Raw genomic sequence first — 18769 nt, 5'->3', positions numbered from 1 at the left:
ATCTTTCCTTGTCGTACAGGCGACATTAGTTCGCTGGCGAAGGTATTTGGGGGACAGTATGGGTTGGGGCTTCAGGAAAAGCATAAAAATTGCGCCCGGTATTCGCATCAATCTAAGCAAGAGCGGAATTAGCGCGTCTCTTGGTGGAAAGGGCTTCACGTACAACACCCGTGGCCGCATCACCACAAGTATCCCGGGAACCGGAATCAGGTATACGACGAGTTTGAGGGGTCGGAAATCCAGCCGTCGGGACAGTCACGGCACGCCTGCGAGCACCGATATTGGATATATGAATACTGAGAACCTATCAAAGAGAGAGCAGGCAACGCAGGACTTCGTCTATAAAGTGCAGTCGCGCACAACGAATGCACTTCGACAGTATTTCATCTCCCATGGTGTTTATGTCGAAGATGATGACATCAGCGAAGCGGTCAAGCTCGAAGCGTTTCAACCGTTCCTCAATACGCTCGCGCACGACTTGGCGCTCACAACGAAAGCTATCAAGTTAGCTGTCGACATCGGTACGGTTTCGCTCGCAGAAAAAGAAAAGGCGATGCTGGCGGTCTACGAGATGGAGCACAAGTGTGCTGCGGCGCAAGGACCTCGCGGTGAGCTGCAGACAGCCGCGAGTGCTCTGATGGCCAGGGTGCGGGCTTGGCCGAGTGTTCCTGGACTTGTTGGTCCTCTGTTTGCTGCGCTGTTGGGTTGTTTCCTCATGGCTGTGCTTAGCGTGCCCGTGGGGCTGGCTTTAACTGGATTCGCGCTTGCCTACGGAGGATACAAGACCTTCAGCTTCTTGCGCAAGAAGGCAGTTTCCTCCGAAGCCATCAAGGAGGCGAACGAGTGGTTTCAGTCCAAACTAACTGTGGAGGTCACGCCGCGACCAGCCATCCGTTCGAGTAATGACTATGTCGCCCTCAAGGCGGCGGCGTCCGCAACAGTCACTGCGGCGGCGGTCGTCTACACCCTCATCGTCTATCCCCACCACCTCCCGTCGAATGGCAATGGCGGACAGGCGACGCTTCAATCTGACACAACCGCAGTCGGTTCGAATGGCGTTGTGCCGGCTGCCGCGACACTGAGTACAGTTCGTCCGGTTCCGGACTTTAGCTGGCTTGTGGGTAAGTACCCGTCTGATGTCGTGAATGACAAACGATTCCGTTCTGCATTTAACGGCGTCTCGCGAGCCCATTGGAAAAAAATTACGGAACGGCTGGTCGTGACCAACTCATCCGGTATTCAGGTACAAGACGGCTATCTGGTCGCGCAAGGCTGCAAAGAACATGAGTGCAGTACGGAGCAAGCCGCTTTTGCCATCAATCAAACGACCGGAAGAGGCGTTGTGCTCGTCAAGCAAACTTCAAATGCCTCGAACAACTCCGCGATAAAGGCTTACCAGTGGCCCGACTTGCATGTTGGCGTGACACCACTATCGAGCTGGGCGCAGGAGAATGGGTCAAACGTCGTTGGGGGCGAATCGGCAGCGACTGACACTGCGCCGTCGACTCAGGCGGATTCCTTCCAACAGACCAGCTTTGATTGTTCGAAGGCTCATTCCGATGCAGAGCACATCATTTGCAGCGATGCCGAGCTGGCTCAGGACGATGTTCAATTGGCAGCAATCTATGCCAAGGCAAAGGCCGCAGTGGATGACCCAGCTGCGTTCAAGGCACGGACCCGGGCCCAGTGGAATCATCGCGAACAGCAATGCCATGACCGCGAATGTCTCGTCCGGTGGTACGCCGACCAGAAGGTTGCGCTTGCCGTGATGGCTGAAACCGGTAAGGTGGCTCAGCCATAATAACGGCGGATTTCGTGAAAGGTCCCCGCTCGTTAATCGCCGACATGGCTATCTCGTAGAGATTTACTGCTGAGAAGACGAAAGTGACGCGACCGGATTCGAGAAGGCCGTGTGCTCTCGCATACTCGGCTTCGGGTGCTTGCCCATAAAGTTTGTCGAATAAAAAACCTGAGAGAATCCACTGTGAGTATTGGTGCATATCAGATACCGCCGCCGACCGATTGGCAGGCGTTTGAACGCTTCACGCGCGACCTATTCGCCGCGCATTGGAAAGACCCCGCCGCATTGATGCATGGCCGCACGGGACAAGCGCAAGCCGGAGTAGACGTCTATGGAGTCAACTCAGCAACCGGCACGCTTGAAGGGGTTCAGTGCAAAGGCAAGGACGGGCGATACAAACATTCCGTGTCGACGGACGAGCTGCGTGCAGAAGTCCAGAAAGCCTTGACGTTCGAGCCGCCGCTTAGCCGGTACTACCTTGTGACGAGCGGAGCTGCGGACGTCGCAGTACAGAAGGAAGCGCGCCTCATCACAGAGGAGCATGCGGCGGAAGGGAAATTTTCGGTGCAGGTGTTCAGCTGGGACCACCTGCTCACCATGCTCAAAGACCATCGAAAGGTAGCTCGCGAGCATTTCCGCTCGTTGCTGGTTGCATTGTCCGAAATTGACGCGCCGGCCGAACTCATCGCTATTTGCCACCAGTCCTTTCAAAACGCCGGACTCTTCGGCAACGTAGACCCTGTCGCGGCAGCCGATGGGTTTCACCAAGTGCTCATGGATGCATCGCCTTTCTACGAAGGGGGAGTCCTTGATGCACGCGGCGCGCTAGCGCTTCAACGCAATCTGCATCGGGATGTCGTCGCGCAGTTGCACGCAAATCCCAGAGCCACTGTCGCCTACTTCGGAATAGCGCACATTCCCTTGGCAATGCATGCAGGCACCGCAGTTTCCAGTAGGCAGCCTGTGCGGCTTTACGAACTGGACGGCGCATCGGCTAGCGGCGAATGGAATCCTCTGCAAGATGACGATGGGCCAGACTTGGGTGTCGAACTGATTGACTTGGGAGGGCCCATCGGTGGTCCGGATGCTGTTATTCAAGTTGATGTTAGCGCACAGGTTGCAAAATCGGATATTGACCAGACCATCGACCGGCCTTATCGACACCTTGTTGTTCGCATCGCGGAGCCCAAGCGCGGTGTGATTACTCATCACGAACAGACGCGCGCTATCGCAAATACGTTTCGTAGAGCCTTGGACAAGATTCATAACGAGAACCCTACGACCACTCAGCATATTTTTGCCGCTACGCCGATGTCTGTCTCGTTCCGACTGGGACAGATGGTAAGCCAAACTATGCATCGCTCGGTTCGCGCCTACAACTATTCCCAGCGGAGCACACCACCGTACTTTTGGGCGGTCGACCTCGTGGCAGCAGATGGGCAGCCTGAGCAACTCTGGATTTGGGAGAAGTAAAACGCCATGTATGACACGTCGAAAGAACTCGCTGTCTTTTACGAGAATCACGTTCGCCTCGGCACCCAGCTTCGGAACGCCCTTGGCTCATATAGGGACATAAATCTGCAACGACTAACCTCGGGGTTGACGTCGCTCGGCAATAAGAACGGAGTTGTATACAAGACATTCGTGGATAGCAGAAATCAGGGTAGCTATGCGATGCATACTCTGAACCAAAGCGAGCACATTGATTACGACATTGATGTTGCGGTCATTTTCGAAGCGGATGACCTTCCCGACAGGCCAGGTGATGCGCGTGCGAGAGTTTGTGAAGCGCTTCTCGAGAAATGCAGCAATTTCACGAAAGAGCCTGAGACTCGAAAGAATGCCGTCACGGTCTGGTACGCAGAGGGTTATCACATCGATTTCGCGGTTTACCGCCGTCGGACTAACTGGCTTGGCAGCCTCGTAATCGAACATGCAGGTGGTGACGAATGGACAGAGCGGGACCCGATGGCGTACCCGAACTGGTTCACCAACCAAGTAGACAGTAAAAGTCCGCCGACGCTACTGGAGACGTTTATTGGCACGCAGGTCTCGGTAGCGAGAGGCCAGCTGCGGCGGATTGTGCGATTCGTAAAGGCGTTTGCTCGGTCACGGTCTGGATGGGCGCTTCCAGGCGGCATCATCATCACGAGTCTCGTGTGCGAAGTTTATAAGCCGAACGCGACACGGGATGACGTAGCCCTCTTCGACACGCTGAAAGCGCTGTACGAAAGACTCTGTGTGAGCGCCGAAGTGCAGAATCCCATTTCTCCTGGTTCCACGTTCACTTCATCTGACCGACGAAGACGCGAAGTGGAGCGTCTGCGGGACGTGCTTGCTGAGAGGCTTCCAAGGCTCAATGTCCTGCACCAATGGACATGTACGCCCGCGCAGGCGTATGCCGCATGGGACGCAATTTTTTTTAACAGCTTTTGGTCCGGTGCCAGAAAGGCAATCGCCCAGACAGCCGCTGCGACAGGCTTGACCATCGAGTGCATGCTCGCCCGCAAGAAGGAGGGTAAGACGTATAAGCAGCACGTCAGCGGGTCGGCGGCTTTGCCGAAAGGCGTCCACTTGCGTTTCACGGCGAATTCACTTGGCGTCGCACTTCCATACAGTGTGCGCTGGAGCGTTCGAAACGAAGGCGACGAAGCGAAGGAAGAGAATCAACTCACCCACGACAAGCTACTGGCGTCCGGAGAGGCGTATTGGACCTACACCGCCTTCAAGGGTGAACACAAAATGATTTGTGAAATCGTTAAGAATGGCGAGACGGTGCGCCACGCAGAGCACATCGTCCGTATTGCCCCAGGACGGCGTTACTGGTTGTAGACCTCAACCTATGGCCACAAATAAAAATCAGCATTTTGTTCCGCGTTGCTATCTCAAGGCCTTCACAAAGGAAGAAGGGAATGCAACCATAAAAATTTTCAACCTTGACCGGCAGAGATTCATTCCGACTGCGCCGGTGAAGAATCAATGTTCCGGGTCGTATTTTTACGGTGAAGACCCAAAGCTGGAAGAAGTTATTCAATCGTACGAAGGCCAGTACGCGAATCTCCTGAGGAAAATTCGTAAGCCTGGATATTTTCTCGAAGACGAAGACAAATCGTTTCTCCGCTTCTTTTGGCTATTTCAGCACTTACGCACGGAAGCGGCTTCGAGGCGTGCCGTTGAGATGGCAGCGGAGGCAGAAGTTGTTGTGGGCAGTAAATTGTCGCCGGTGGGGTATGGCATTAAAGAGGCAGTTCAAATGGCGATGGGGATGGTGTCGGAGGTGGCTTCAGTCATTGACGACCTTAAGTTATGTTTGGTCCGAAATCGAACTGATGTTCCGTTCGTTACTTCGGATGACCCGGCCGTTGCTTCGAACCGCTGGTATCTCGAGGACTGCCGTGCGCGCGGATGTTCGTTTGGACTCAGCGCAGCGGGCCTAATCACGTTGCTGCCGCTGACCCCGGACATTCTTTGTCTCGCATATGATGGCGACGTCTACAGCGTTCAGCACGACCGCGGCTGGGTTGAGGTGCGCAATGTCGGAGACGTGAAGGCACTGAATCAGCACCAAATGCTCAGTTGCTTCGCCAACCTGTACGTACCTGAAACGGCTGCGGAAGATGACTTGATGACGCAGTATGCAGATTGCGCAAAGTATCGCCTTACCGTTCGACATAAGGTTAATTATGCGGTCCTCGATTCTTCGGACAATGGGTATGACCGCTTTGTTGTCACAGAGCCGAATGACTCTACGCGCAACAGCGACGCATTGCTGCATAGCCAGTCATTGCACCCGAAGCCTACGAGATGGCCAGCTCTGCTTCGCTGGCGTATTCCCGGTGTGATTTATGAAAACGGCACGGGTGTCAATTACGTTCGGAATGCAGGAGCTGTGTCCTCTGACAGCATGAACCCGTTTCGTAAATTACGGGCGAGATAGGTGAAGATGTTCGATGTCGCTGGCGGGCAGATTTGTTCCTGCCACCCGTCAGCAACACAGTTTGACCTTGCATCGACTGTGCTTCGCGGTCGCCCGCAAAGTGGCGAAATTCGGAACATGCTCAATCAAAGCTTACGGGTGTAAGTGAAATGGCCAATCACACAATTTCTTCATTTGGTCCGGGACCGAATCCATGGGCGATAGACGAAGATGAAGCGGCGAGGCAGGCGATTGCTTCGTTGCGAGGATACGCATATCAGCTACACGCCTCGCTGGCTGCATGGATGCGTCTGCCCGCGGACGGCGAATTGCACCTTGAAGTCGCCGAAGACTACGCTGAGATATTGAATTCAGCCAATCAGAACGGCCAGATTTTGCGTGCCGTACAGGTCAAAGACACGAAGGATTCAGGTGCTATCACGCTTAATTCGCCAGATGTTCTGAAAGCCATCAACACGCTCTTTTCGTTACAAGAAAGTAATCCTCAACGAGAGATATTTCTCACGTATCTGACAACGTCAACCATTGGCAAGGAACGCGACAACCCGCTCTCTAGTAGCGCGTCGGCGCTCGAGGTTTGGTCCGCGTCGGCGAAAGGAGGAGACGCGACGGAACTACTCGAGGCACTTCGCACGCGATTTACTGATGGAGAGCTATCCGCGTTTCTCAAAAGATGCACGGTGGACGAGCTTCGTAGTCGGTTGTTGATGCGATTAACCTTTGCATGCGGTCAGCCGTCGTGGCAGAACATCGAAGCGGACGGACGAGAATATCTGGCCGACGCCCGGAATGTGGCTCGTGCGGAAATAACTGCAGCCCGCAGAGCATATGATGTTCTTCTATCCGTCCTGCTTCGAAAAACCCTTCAACCGAAGTCTCGTAAGTTGGACCATCAGGCGTTTGTAGATGCTTTTCGCGAGGCAACTGCAATCGCGGTTCCATCTCAACAGTTCATAGACATGACTGACGAGATATTGCGCTCGACGGACAGAACTGCTCAGCGTTCATCGTCAACGGCGTCCCCCGCCTTGGATTTTGCGTCAATAGCAGCCGCGGCAAGAACGCTAAGCGACAACGGTCGACCGCCGACGCTGTTGGCTCTCTTTCCTGACGTATCGTCTCGCGTGCGCGGCGCACTGGATAAACTTTCGGAAGTCGACCGATGGGTGGGCAGTGATGACGCTCCAAACTCACAGCCGTCGTCGCGACTGCGGCTTTCAGACCTTCTCCGGCATCAAGAATTGCATCATCTTGTATATGCTGAGCCGGGAGCAGGGAAAAGCCACTCGTTATCTCGGGTAACGGCGAACCTGCTCGCAAAAGGCAATAGGGGAGCATCGGAGTTTGTTTCCGGCCTTGAACCCGACGAGAGTGTGCCATTTTTGCTTCATATCGCAGGTCTCAAGACCGCCGACGAGGTTCTTCAGCAGATTACGGCGCTTTTGCCTGATACCAGTCTTGAGGATATGCTAGCTAGTCCGCGCGTTTGTATCTTGCTAGATGGCTGGTCTGAGTTTGCGACCGGAGAGTATCTTTCGCAGCGTACGAAGCTTCTCCGTGTGTTAGCGGGGACTCGGGTAATCGTGTGTGCTCGGCATCGAGACCCAAACGATACGCCGTTCAGGTGCTGGACTCTGGAGCGCCTCGACCCGATGCAGATTCGCAAAACCGTTGAACAGTCTTTCGACCGCTCGTCGATACTTCGTGATGAGATGGTGGATTTGCTCAGGATACCTCTGGTGCTGTCGCTCTACTTGCTCCTGGGCGGCTCAATGGCAACAACGGGCGACTTAATGGCCCATTTCCACAGGCATCTTTCGAAGGGCGCGCCTGAGCAGTTCGAATCTGTGCTTTCCGATGCGATTGCAATACTCTCGCTTTCAGGAGACCGCTCGTACAATAAGTTTATTTCGGCGCTCCGGAAAGCTGCTGCTACACGTGGAGTAGTCGAACCCACGTTGGTCTTACGGCAGCTAGGCACAATCATCCAGCGTGGAAGCGTCGCTGTCGCTGTGCATGACCTCTACTGGAGTTGGCTTGCGGGTGTTGGCTATCTACGTGAATCGCGAATCGACCAAGCAGTTCTTCAACTCGAGACACGTGAGAGCTTGACCTTAGCTCTCCAGTCCGGGGAATTTGTTGACGCATCCGTCGTAACGTCCACTGCCACTTCAGATGCATCACTGGCGGCAACAGTTGATTCGTTTCTTGGAAGCACGTCTATGGAGCCCACGCTTTCCGCGAAGCTAAAGTCGATGTTTGAGAGCTCAAATCTCTCGGTTCGATACCGTGCTGCACTCGCAAGCATGCATTCCGCGAGGGCCACTCATGTGGGGAAAGCGCTCAACGTAGTCAATCAGTTGGCGAGCGAAAAAATTTACGTCCGCGATATTGTTGATGTTCTGAAGTCTGACAACATCTTTGCAAATAAGGCGGCCCTCGCGTTGTGGCTCGGCGGTCCAGGAACCCCGACATTCATTGAAGCTATTTCGACTGTCGGGGATGAGCGATGGCTACCTTGGCTTGAGCAGATGTTCCATCGAGGCCTCCTCGAACCAAATTTGGCGCTGGCCGCGGCGTTAGCTTGCGGGAATGAGATACCAAAATGGGGAATCGAGCACCTGCCGAACCTCCTTTCATCGGAACCATGGCTGTTAAGATTTGCCTCTGAAAACGGAATCAACCAAGAGCTTGCGCTCTGGCTGGCAAAGAACTATCCGCAAGCGCAAGACACCATGTTCGCAGCTTGGTTTCAGGCGAATCGTATCTTTGTTACATGTGGCGACGATGCGGTGTATGAGGAATTGCTTCGGCGGTTTTCATCCATGACGACGCGCGCTCAAGAAGTCCTGGGGATGGCTGTACCGGAACTTGGAGACGCTTGGGTCGCTCGTTTCCAAAGGCTCGCATTTGCAGAACCTGGCGCAAAACATCACCATCGCTTAGCCGAAACTATCAGTCTTGAGATAGATGATGAAACTGCTCGAGAATGGATAGAGCGCGGCTATTACCATACGGGGTGGAAGGTGTTGATAGCGCGCCATGGACAGAAGTTACTACCTGAATTAACCGCACAATTGCCCGTTTCATTCGGGGGGCAACCATATGTCGCCGCTCTTCAGGCAATTGCGGTACTCGACGAAGTGCCTGAATCGTTCCTTATGGAGTTGAATTCAAGGCTATTCAATGAGACGAGCCAACGGCTTGGAATTGCGCCCAGCGTTGGAGAGTCTCTTATCTTTGTAGCCGGGAAGGTCGAGAGGCTTGGGATGGCATGGCTCATCGGCCAAATCTTGCGCAACCCAAACGTATTTGGGGGCTACCGCGCCAAGCTGGTCCTGAAGGAGTACATGTCTTGGAAGAGGAAGACCGGGCTGTCGCTGCAGCTGGACCCAACAATGGGACAGCTTTCGTTCGAACGTTGGTATGCGCATATCCGATTCGTGACTAACTGGGATGAGCACCATTCGCCCGAAGCACTTCGACTTGTTCCGGATGTTGCGGTCGAGGCCGTTCTCGGGCCGTTCACCAATGACGATGACAAGGCTGAGAAGATTCTGTCCCGTCTTAATACGTTGGCAACGTATAACGATGCACTTTTTGAACGAATGATGGCGTGCGACCGTTTAATTCGGTTGATTCCACGGATTTTTGCTGATGTGGTGAGCTTTTTTCCACCGACTCAGATGTTGCGGCTTGCCCAGTCAGGCCATTTGGAATCTGATGTCCTATATCACTTCCTGAAAACTGCTGACGACATGTCGTTTGAATGGACACATTCATTCCTGGTGAGTCGAGTTGTTCAGGACCCACGCAATCTAAATAATATTCGCGCCGTCGCCAACATGTTGCGAAGTTACCCGCGAGAGACTCTATACCACTTGCTTCAACAGCAACTCTCTTCGGATGATGTGGCGGAGAGCGATAACCTGCACTGGCTACTGCGCGAGACAGGTAGCGCGCGGCGTGAGTTGCTGATTGACGAGCATGGACGATGGCTGCACTAGGCTCCGCCGGCGACTCGTTGCCACAGCGGTCGAGCGCTGCTCGTGGACGCCTCGGAAACGTACAGCGGCGGCAGCTCGCCTACGAAAGCTGATGCAAAGAGTATCGCTGCACTACGCAAAACAACATATACGGACCAAATCGAAGTGAATTTCGAGCTTTTCGAGAAGTATGAATCTGCAATCCGGGACTACCGCGGCCCTCAAGGGGACCCGCAATCTGCATCCCTTCGCATGCACCGCAACGGCGACTTGGCGGTGTATTACGCGCCGTTCGAGTGGGTGAACCGCTCGGCGAAGCTCGTGCTGGTGGACGCCACTCCTTGGAAGGCGCAGGCGGACATTGCGTTGACCGAGGCGCGCCGCGCGCTGCTCGAGGGTGCTCCTGTGTCCGAGGTACTTCGGCGCGCCAATCTCGCGGCCGCGTTTGCCGGAGTAACACGACAACGCGTCGCTTCGCTCCTCGACCACATTGGCGTGCATCGGTGGTTTGGTCTGAGCTCAAGTGCAGCCCTGTTCGGCGAACCGGGCGACTTGTTGCAGGTGTCGTCCGTGCTTCAGTTTCCCGTGTTCAAAAACGGCGAGAACTTCAGGGCCGGGTGGCATCCCGAAAGAGACCCTATGTTGCGTCTCCAGATGAAAAACCACTTCGGGAAGATGGCCAAAGCTATGCCAGACGCGGTCTTCATCCCAGTGGGAGCGGCCGCATCGAGAGGCATCGAGTGGCTGACCAAGGAAGGATTCTTGAACAAGGAACGCGTGCTTCATGGCCTCCCACATCCACGCAAAGAGGAACCGGACCGCACGGCCTATTTCCTGGGCGAGAAGGACCGCGCCGACCTAGACGAGAAAACACATCCCGACAAGGTTGAGGCGGCGCGTGATTACCTGCGGAGCGCGGTGGGGGCGCTGAAGTGAGATTACGGCAGCCAGGCGGAGCGTGGTGCGGCTGGCGCGGCGGAATGAACTTAACCCTCGCAGTCTTTCGAGAATCCGGACATGCCTCGATACCTGGTTCCATCAACAGCATTTCAGCTTGCGCTCGACTTGGCGCGGGCGGTTGTCGCTGGCAGCCTGCAACTACCGCAGGCCGAACAGGCATTGCGCGATTCCTATCCTGATATGTCGCCTCGCGCCGCAAAGGGCTACATCGGAAGTTACGTTGCAATGCGCCGCGGCGCGAAAAGCTTCGCGACAATTATCGCAGCCAACGCGTGGAAGCTCTATCTCCAGGATATTGCATACGACGGCGCGGGCCCGCTACGTGTTCTAGTTTGAAGAGATGTTACGGCCTTATACGTCGGACACCACGAAATAGCATTACACGATATACGTATAACAACAGACTGACTTATTACATTGAATTCGTATATCATAATAGTTCATTTGTCACTCGCTGCCTCACTCGTTCTGCGCACTCAGGAAAGGGCTCCGGCCCGCCCAATGCCCTGCCTGTAATGGCTCACGAGCAATTCGCCCAACAACTACAACAGTAGCCCAAAACCATCAACCGATTAAATCAGTTAACTAATACTCCAATATTAACTGACGATTTTTCTAATTGATTTAACACTTGAAAATTTTGAAATGCCATGCTAGTTTTCCTCTAGGCGCAATGCCCAATTAAGGACTCTCTGGATTGACATCGCTTTCGACCTAGCCGCGGCCGCCTCGCTATCTATGAGTAGGTACGTTAGCGAGGTTCCAATGCGAGAAGTTGCAACAAATGTGGGGGGCGGCGAACGGAAGCGGCGTGCAGCGGCTTCCTGTCAGTCCGTCCAGTTGCCGTGCTCGTTAGGCTTTTATCCATCGGTCGTCTCGCGGCAAAGAACTGCAACGGCTTTATGTCGTAAAACACCACGGCAGCGCCGACCAGCTCATCGCCTCGTACGGCCTTTCAGGCCGTGCGTGCAGGGGGGGCGACCGTGAGGAAGACCCTTCACTCGGTCGTGGAGATTCCCATCGCGGAAGGTCCCTTGGGAGCGAGCATCCCATTCCTGTTCCTCAGGGACGGCGAAGTTAGCATCTTCGCGCTCGCTTGGTCTCGACATCACACCCTGTACGAATTCACCTCGCCAGCCGAAATCTCAGCAATCATTCAAGCGATTGGCCTGTTCTACGACTTTTACTATCTCGTGGAGAAGGGTCGACCAGTTTCAGCAGAAGACCTTGGCCGCGTTCTCGCGCGGTTCATGGAGGCGCGCGAGCATGGAACCGCTGAGTTGCGCTGGGATGCCGTGCAGCGGAAAACAGCCATAGACGACGTCCGCCGGATAAGTGCCTTTGGAGAATTCTGCGCGAACAACTTTGGACACGTTCCTCTGAATCAGCGCGAGACCAAGTTCGTCGAAGACCTCAACTTTTCAGACCAACGGCGCTTCTATTCTGCTCTGGAACGTCGCAAAGAATGGGACAAGCTCGCGCACTTGGTCAGTTCGAGCCAAGCTGGTCGAGGAAAAGTGAGCCGAGCTCAGTTCGCACCAAAATTGCGTCGGGTTAAGGCAAGCTACGAAAGAAAGACTTTCCCTCCAGACAAAGTCTTGTCGCTCATCAACGCGACTCCTTCGGTTCGTGACCGGCTGTATTTGATTCTCCTGTTCTTTGGAGGGCTTCGTTCGTCGGAGCCATTGCATTTGTTTGTGACCGACATCACCGTCGACCCCAGTGGCACCGCCGTTGTCACATTGGGACATCCCGAGACTGGCTCCTATGAATGGACCAATTTGCATCGCGGCAAGCAGCACGGTAACCGTACGACCTTCCTTGCAGAACGATATTCCCTCGGACCGCGCAACAAACTGGGAAAAAAACATCCCCGGCGCGCAGGTTGGAAAGGGATGGCGTACGACCGAGACTCTCGCAGAGAATCTTACGTCAATTGGCTTGTACCAGAAATGGGAAGGTACTTCGCGAGACTGCACTTCCAGTACATACATGAGACGCGCAAGCACGTCAGGGATGAGCATCCCTACTACTTCGTCAACGAGAAAGACGACGCGAGCTTCGGCAATCCTCTGACGCTGTCAAACACAGCCAAGATGTTCGACCGCGCGGCTCGCAGACTTGGCCTTGAACCAGATGAAGAGGGTGTCAACCGCCACGGCGGCCGGCATTTTTACGGCCACTTCTGCGCCTCGCATCTCCGCCTGCCCCTTGAAGTCACTCAGACCATCATGCATCACGCAAGCATTCTGTCGACAAAGATTTACTACGCACTCGACCAAGCAGTTGCTCGCGATGAGCTCAAGAAAGGTTTCGCACGCATCCAAAGCGAGCTTCCGTCTTTTTGCGCTGACATGGAGCGCATTTCATTCTCGGGACATACCCAATGACCGTTCATTATTTCAAAGCAATCGGTTCTGGAAAAGACGTTGCTTTCAACGACAGCGAGGCTGAGTTTGCTCTTCTGATAGAGCCGACAAATGCCGAGCTGCACGAAGCGATTGCCGAGTTCGAAAGCAAGCGCATCGATGCCTACTGGGAAGACGTGATGCTTAAAGAACCTCCTTCCTGTAATTTCATTACTGCCTTTAGGTCGGAAAATGAAACGAGTAACAAAGTTGTCCCGGGAATCTATAAGGCACGCTATCTTGCTGGGCTTCTAGCAACAGACCTCAAAGGAAGAAAACTTGTCGAAGCCGGGCAGAACATGCCGATTGAGCAACAGCGCTATCTTGTTCGCGCCGACCAACCGAGCACGCGGGCAGAGCTGCAAGCTATGCTGGACTTCCCAGAGCAAGTCATCGCACCCGATTTTCATGCGCTGCTTGATTCGTCAGATAGCCCCCGCGAGTTTGTCGAAAAGTTGGTGCAAGGTCTTTGGACCAGCGACTTACCCGCCATGTATCCTGTTCGACATTGCGAAATGCTTACGCTCTTGTGGGAACGCGGTTGGTTCCTGTTCCCTCACCGGCTGCGCGATTGGAGCAATCCCATAAAATGGCCAACGCTCAAAAATCAACGTTACAGTGGTAGCCGCAGCGGGTTGATTGCATCCACCTACGTTATGCCAGCGCAACGTAGCAGCGACTTGACTCACTCTATAACATGTACGTTCTTCGCTACAACGAACGTTGCCTCGTTTGATGATTTGCCCCTTGAGTTAATAGATGCCTTTGCGGCAATCTGGGAAGAAAATATAGCCACGCGGTACTCCAGTGCAGTCCAAAAAAAGAGAGTGACCATGGTTAGCAAGGTGCGACGCGCAATTCGCTTGCTGCGTCAGAACTTTAATCTTGCGAACCCTGAGCATGCTATCGAATTGAAGTCGTCCAGGAAGGGCCATGTCGCCGAGGACGAACGACGTCTTGACGGCGAGTTTCGATGGCTAAGTACCTGTCGTCCCGAACTCATCGTATGGTCAGAAATGTTCCGTGCCTACATTAAGTCACTTAAGACGGCACGTGTACGCCCCCAGATTGGTCGGCTCAACAGCCTCGGGGACTTTCTTGTTTCGCTGAAGACTCCTCCCATCGAACCCAAGGATGTCAACCGTCAGATACATATTTATGACGCGACACTCAAGAACCCCGAAACCTTCTTCGAATTTCTGCAGAAGAAATCCGGCTCGTCAAGGCGACTGAACGACACCATTTCTACTGTCCGTGAATTTTTCGACTGGTTGCGTGACTATATGGTCGCGACCGGTGACAAATCCGCTGCGTCGCTAGCCAATCCTATTTCCAGCTCAGACACATTTGGAAGGCGTGGCTCGCCTTCGAAGACCGCTCGAGACGCTCTGCCGCCATACATCATTGAAGAGATGAAGCAGGTCCTTTTGGATGACGACTTCGCTTTCCCTCGCACGTATAGCAGCACGATGATTCAAGTGCGAGATGCAGTGACCAACGCTAACACCCGTGTATTCGACCCAGGGCTTGCCGTTTGTCTCTACGTCCTGTTCGATACACCCATTCGCAGCCATCAAGCCCGATGGCTCGACTCTGGCTTTCTTGATGAAAAGGTCTATGACCCTGCATCAAACTCGCTCGTGCGCAATTCGTCCTCTTACGCTGTCAAAGGACGGAAAGAGGGAGCGCTACGACTCCAGCATGATGGCCTTCGGGCTGAATCATGGCTGACACTTTGGGTAAATACAAATAAGACTGCGCCATATGATAGCCCTCACATCGGCTACCCAATACCTTATGTATCTTCGACACTCGTCGAGTTGCTGCTCATGTACTTGGAATGGCAGAAGCGCTACTTGCCAGTGATTACTAAACCCTTGGATTATCGAGTGTATCAGGCCGATGTACATGAACTTGATAGGCCAGTCGAGGTGAAGGGACCACAGATTACGCCACTTTTCCGAGACCCGAGCTCCGCAGACCTTATTCGTCCGATTGAATACACTCGCCTCACTCGCTTTTACGTAAAGGTGCTGCAAGAGGTACAGACGCGCATAGAAGCCAAGTACGGGCAGCGAATCGCTTTGGTAGAGAACGATGGAAAGGGAGGCCTCAAATGGCTAGTCGACCTTCACTCACTTCGAGTTAGCGGGATTTCCAATCTTATTGAGGCAGGGGTTCCGCTCGAGGTAGTTTCGATGTTCGTGGCAGGGCACCAAACCCTCATCATGACTCTGCACTATCTCAAATATTCACCGGCAAAGCTGCGCAAGTTCATTCTTGAAGCGCACGAAAGAATGGTCAACGACCAAGATTTCGTTGGGTCCGAACTCTTCACATCAAGCCTTGACGAACTTGCGCCATATCTTATCGGTCAGGAAGGTGCGGGAGTCGGGCCAGGCTTTCGTGCTCTGCAGGAGCGTACAGGGATTATGACCATCACGTCAGAAGGAATCTGCCCAGGTACGTCATGCAGTTTGGGCGGTCCTCTCATAAGCGTTGCACATAATACATACGCGCCGGTACCCGGGGGGAAAAGGTGCGGGCTCTGCCGCTTCTGGATGACGGGCCCCGCTCATCTTCTCGGTCAGGTCACAGCTGTCAACAATCTTGCGTTTCTCATTCGGAAAAAGGGATTGGAACTTGCGGCGATAAATGACGCGCGCCTTGATGCGGAGGACTCCGGTAACAAACGCAAAGCGAGAGAACTTCGCGACCGTGCGGACATCTTGAACCGCGAACTGGAAATCGACGCTAATGAATGGGTTGCTCGCTATCGGTATGCTGAAAGGTCCGTTGCACTGATGGATGATTACCTCGCCACGAAGAAACGTTTGACCGCTAAGGGAGCTAACGTGCCGGTGCCCGTGTTAACGTCAAGCAGCGGCCTGGAGCTGCGGGTCACTCTTGAACAGGCTCACGAATTCGAACTGCTCGACCAGATTACTCAGATGAGCTCTTTCTCGACCGGCTTCAGCAACCGCGAGGCGGAGCTCGAGAAGAACGCTATCTTGTCAAAGCTGATGACCGCGAACGACATGAAACCCTTTCTACTCAACCTTAACGACGAACATGCACACGAGGCCGGGAATCTTCTTTCGTCTTTGATATTGCAGCAAGTCCGTGGTCAGAAACTTGACGACCTACTGTCCGGCAAGAAGCTGCTTAAAGACTACCCTCGCCTTGCTAAAGCTATCAAGCTACTCGAGGAAAATGCCACGCCTGAGGCGCTATCGGATTCCAAGGAGATGAGCCGATTGGTCACGCTGGTTGGCAAAGCGGCGGGGCCCTCCAGTGCAACAGATGAAGAGGAGCTGTTCGCGTGAGTAAGGCAGTCGTCGTCGATAACCTGTACGCCGATTTAGTTTCGGCTGCTACGAATCCACGTCAACTTGAATCGCTGGATAGAATCAAGAAGGCATGTGACTATCTGGAGAACCAGAGCGTCCAAGTTACGCCTAAAGCTATTGAGCATTACTGTGTCGACCGGCAATGGGCAGGGCCGAAGGCCCAATCCATACGGAATTCGCCGGTCTTACGCCACTATGTTGACGTTCGGCGGTCTGCTCAAGATGTGACATCTTCAGGCGGGACAAAGCGGGCAGAGCCGCTCATCGCTGACGAAACGGTCCGCGCCTATGTCCGACTGCTTCAGGAAGAGCGTGACCAGGCGCTTGCAGCACGGGCCCGTATCGAGGCCGGTCTTCGCCTGATTCCCGGCGTCCCTGTAGATGAGCTTATTAGGGTGGGATTTGGAGGCGGAACGTTGTCGAGTTCCAAGTCCCCGTACTCCACCGCGTTGCCCGCAGCCGCAAAGGTCGCGCTCGAAAAACTATTCGACACAAACATCCTTGCAAACTGCGGCTTGCAACTGCACAAGGACCGTATTCGACAGGCTATAACAGGAAACGTGCTTCTCGAGAAACACCATGTGACCGCGCTGCGAGAGCTGGCGGGGCCAAGCAAAAGCTAAAACTTTCACCAACATTACAAATTGGCTATTTTTCAATAGTTTCGCAACTAATACGGAGCGGCGCGCCGGCGGCGCTTCAGGTACTAATAGTTGCTAGTGGGGGTTTTTAACGATGGGCTGCATCCAGGCGCAGACCTGCCACACGGGGCGCTGCCCGACCGGCGTAGCGACCCAGGACCCGGTGCGCCAGCGCGCGTTGGTGGTTCCGGACAAGGCCGACCGCGTGTTCAACTTCCATCACAACACGCTGCATGCGCTGAAGGAAATCATTCAGGCCGCGGGACTGAAGCATCCGGCGGAACTGCGCGCGCATCACATCGTGCGGCGCGTGTCGTCGCATGAGGTGCGTTTGATGTCGGAACTGCTGAAGTATCTCGAACCGAACGATCTGCTCAACGGTCGCTACCGCTACTCGCTGTTCGAGAAGTATTGGCCGGTGGCGCAAAGCGATTCGTTCTCGCCGAAGATGGAGCTGGCGGCGACCTGATCCGCCCGCCGACGCGCCCGGTACGACGCAGGGCCGCCACACGCGGCCCTTTGTCGTCTAAAGCGCACTCGAACTCCCGTCCGACCCCGCAAAACGGACACCCCCCTCCCTTTCCGTTAAAATCTACGGTTTAGCACTTCGCTCCACGGCCACCCGGCGCGCTTCGGCGCTCACGGCGCGGCCCCATGCCCGAAAGGCACTTCATGCTCACGTTTCAGCAAATCATCCTGACACTGCAGTCCTACTGGGACAAGCAGGGTTGCGCGTTGCTCCAGCCGATCGACATGGAAGTCGGCGCGGGCACGTCCCACGTCCATACCTTCCTGCGCGCGGTCGGCCCCGAGCCGTGGCGCGCGGCGTATGTGCAACCGTCGCGCCGCCCGAAAGACGGCCGCTACGGCGAGAACCCGAACCGTCTGCAGCACTACTACCAGTACCAGGTGGTGCTCAAGCCTGCGCCGGAAAACATCCTCGATCTGTACCTCGGCTCGCTCGAAGCCCTCGGCTTCGACCTGAAGCAGAACGACGTGCGCTTCGTCGAAGACGACTGGGAAAACCCCACGCTCGGCGCCTGGGGTCTGGGCTGGGAAGTATGGCTGAACGGCATGGAAGTGACCCAGTTCACGTACTTCCAGCAGGTCGGCGGCCTGGATTGCAAACCCGTGCTCGGCGAAATCACGTACGGGCTCGAACGCCTCGCCATGTATCTGCAGAAGGTCGAGAACGTCTACGACCTCGTCTGGACCGAATGGGAAGAGCAAGGCCCGAACGGCCCGGAACTGCGTCGCCTGACTTATGGCGACGTGTACCACCAGAACGAAGTCGAACAGTCCACCTACAACTTCGAGTACGCGAACGTGGAGTTGCTGTTCTCGATCTTCAACAGCTACGAAGCCGAAGCGAAGCGCATGATCGAAGCGCAGATCGCGCTGCCCGCCTATGAGCTGGTGCTGAAGGCCGGCCACACGTTCAACCTGCTCGACGCACGCGGCGCCATTTCGGTCACGGAACGCGCGGCGTATATCGGCCGCATTCGTGCGCTGTCGAAGCTGGTCGCGCAGGCCTACTACGATTCGCGCGAAAAGCTCGGCTTCCCGATGCTCGGCAATCCGGTGCACGGCGTGCCCGGCCTCACGACCGACGAACAGGACGCCGCGATGCCCGCCTGGGCGCCGCCGCTGAAAGTCGAACGCAAGATCGACCAGGACTGACGAGAA

General features: G+C 54.8%; 11 protein-coding genes and 1 pseudogene. All 12 read left to right on the top strand.

The annotated features are described in order from the left end of the window. The first annotated feature begins 58 nt into the window (after window positions 1-58). The 12 genes and pseudogenes from P0D80_RS13090 to glyQ all read left to right on the top strand — a co-directional run bounded on the left by P0D80_RS13090 (window position 59) and on the right by glyQ (window position 18763). Entirely contained in the window at window positions 59-1801 is a 1743-nt protein-coding gene (locus P0D80_RS13090; protein ID WP_408284301.1) for an Ivy family c-type lysozyme inhibitor, read from the top strand. A gap of 111 nt (window positions 1802-1912) precedes the next feature. Then, window positions 1913-3274, top strand: a complete 1362-nt coding sequence (locus P0D80_RS13085) for an SAVED domain-containing protein (protein ID WP_408284299.1) — start codon at window positions 1913-1915, stop codon at window positions 3272-3274. 6 nt (window positions 3275-3280) lie between these two features. After that, window positions 3281-4633, top strand: a complete 1353-nt coding sequence (locus P0D80_RS13080) for a nucleotide-binding domain-containing protein (protein ID WP_408284296.1) — start codon at window positions 3281-3283, stop codon at window positions 4631-4633. Between the two features lie 10 nt (window positions 4634-4643). Then, entirely contained in the window at window positions 4644-5738 is a 1095-nt protein-coding gene (locus tag P0D80_RS13075) for a DUF4238 domain-containing protein (RefSeq protein WP_408284293.1), read from the top strand. A gap of 149 nt (window positions 5739-5887) precedes the next feature. Next, the gene (locus tag P0D80_RS13070; RefSeq protein ID WP_408284291.1) at window positions 5888-9745 is read left to right on the top strand and encodes an NACHT domain-containing protein; all 3858 of its coding nucleotides are present in this window, start codon (window positions 5888-5890) and stop codon (window positions 9743-9745) included. A gap of 42 nt (window positions 9746-9787) precedes the next feature. After that, entirely contained in the window at window positions 9788-10660 is an 873-nt protein-coding gene (locus P0D80_RS13065; RefSeq protein ID WP_408284289.1) for a hypothetical protein, read from the top strand. An 81-nt stretch (window positions 10661-10741) separates the two neighbouring features. Continuing rightward, the gene (locus tag P0D80_RS13060) at window positions 10742-11020 is read left to right on the top strand and encodes a hypothetical protein (RefSeq protein WP_408284287.1); all 279 of its coding nucleotides are present in this window, start codon (window positions 10742-10744) and stop codon (window positions 11018-11020) included. Window positions 11021-11667: 647 nt separating this feature from the next. Continuing rightward, window positions 11668-13074 carry a hypothetical protein gene (locus P0D80_RS13055; protein ID WP_408284284.1) on the top strand — a complete coding sequence of 469 codons (1407 nt, stop codon included), beginning with the start codon at window positions 11668-11670 and terminating at the stop codon, window positions 13072-13074. Beyond that, window positions 13071-16418, top strand: coding sequence for a VPA1269 family protein (locus P0D80_RS13050; RefSeq protein WP_408284282.1), 3348 nt, complete (start codon window positions 13071-13073; stop codon window positions 16416-16418). The genes P0D80_RS13055 and P0D80_RS13050 overlap by 4 nt, the downstream gene beginning before the upstream one ends. Beyond that, complete coding sequence (locus P0D80_RS13045; protein ID WP_408284281.1) at window positions 16415-17065, top strand: hypothetical protein; 651 nt, start codon at window positions 16415-16417, stop codon at window positions 17063-17065. Before P0D80_RS13050 ends, P0D80_RS13045 begins: the two co-directional genes overlap by 4 nt. Window positions 17066-17165: 100 nt before the next feature. Further along, window positions 17166-17552, top strand: a pseudogene (locus P0D80_RS13040) (glutamate synthase-related protein); the annotation flags it as partial. Window positions 17553-17755: 203 nt separating this feature from the next. Beyond that, a complete protein-coding gene (glyQ, locus tag P0D80_RS13035) occupies window positions 17756-18763 on the top strand; it encodes a glycine--tRNA ligase subunit alpha (protein ID WP_106310562.1) in 1008 nt (335 codons plus the stop codon). Window positions 18764-18769 lie beyond the last annotated feature (6 nt).

The sequence above is a fragment of the Paraburkholderia sp. RL17-373-BIF-A genome (genome assembly GCF_046030175.1).
Lineage (GTDB): Bacteria > Pseudomonadota > Gammaproteobacteria > Burkholderiales > Burkholderiaceae > Paraburkholderia.
Note: the sequence above shows the minus strand (reverse complement) of the source record. Positions and strands in the feature narration are given on the sequence as shown.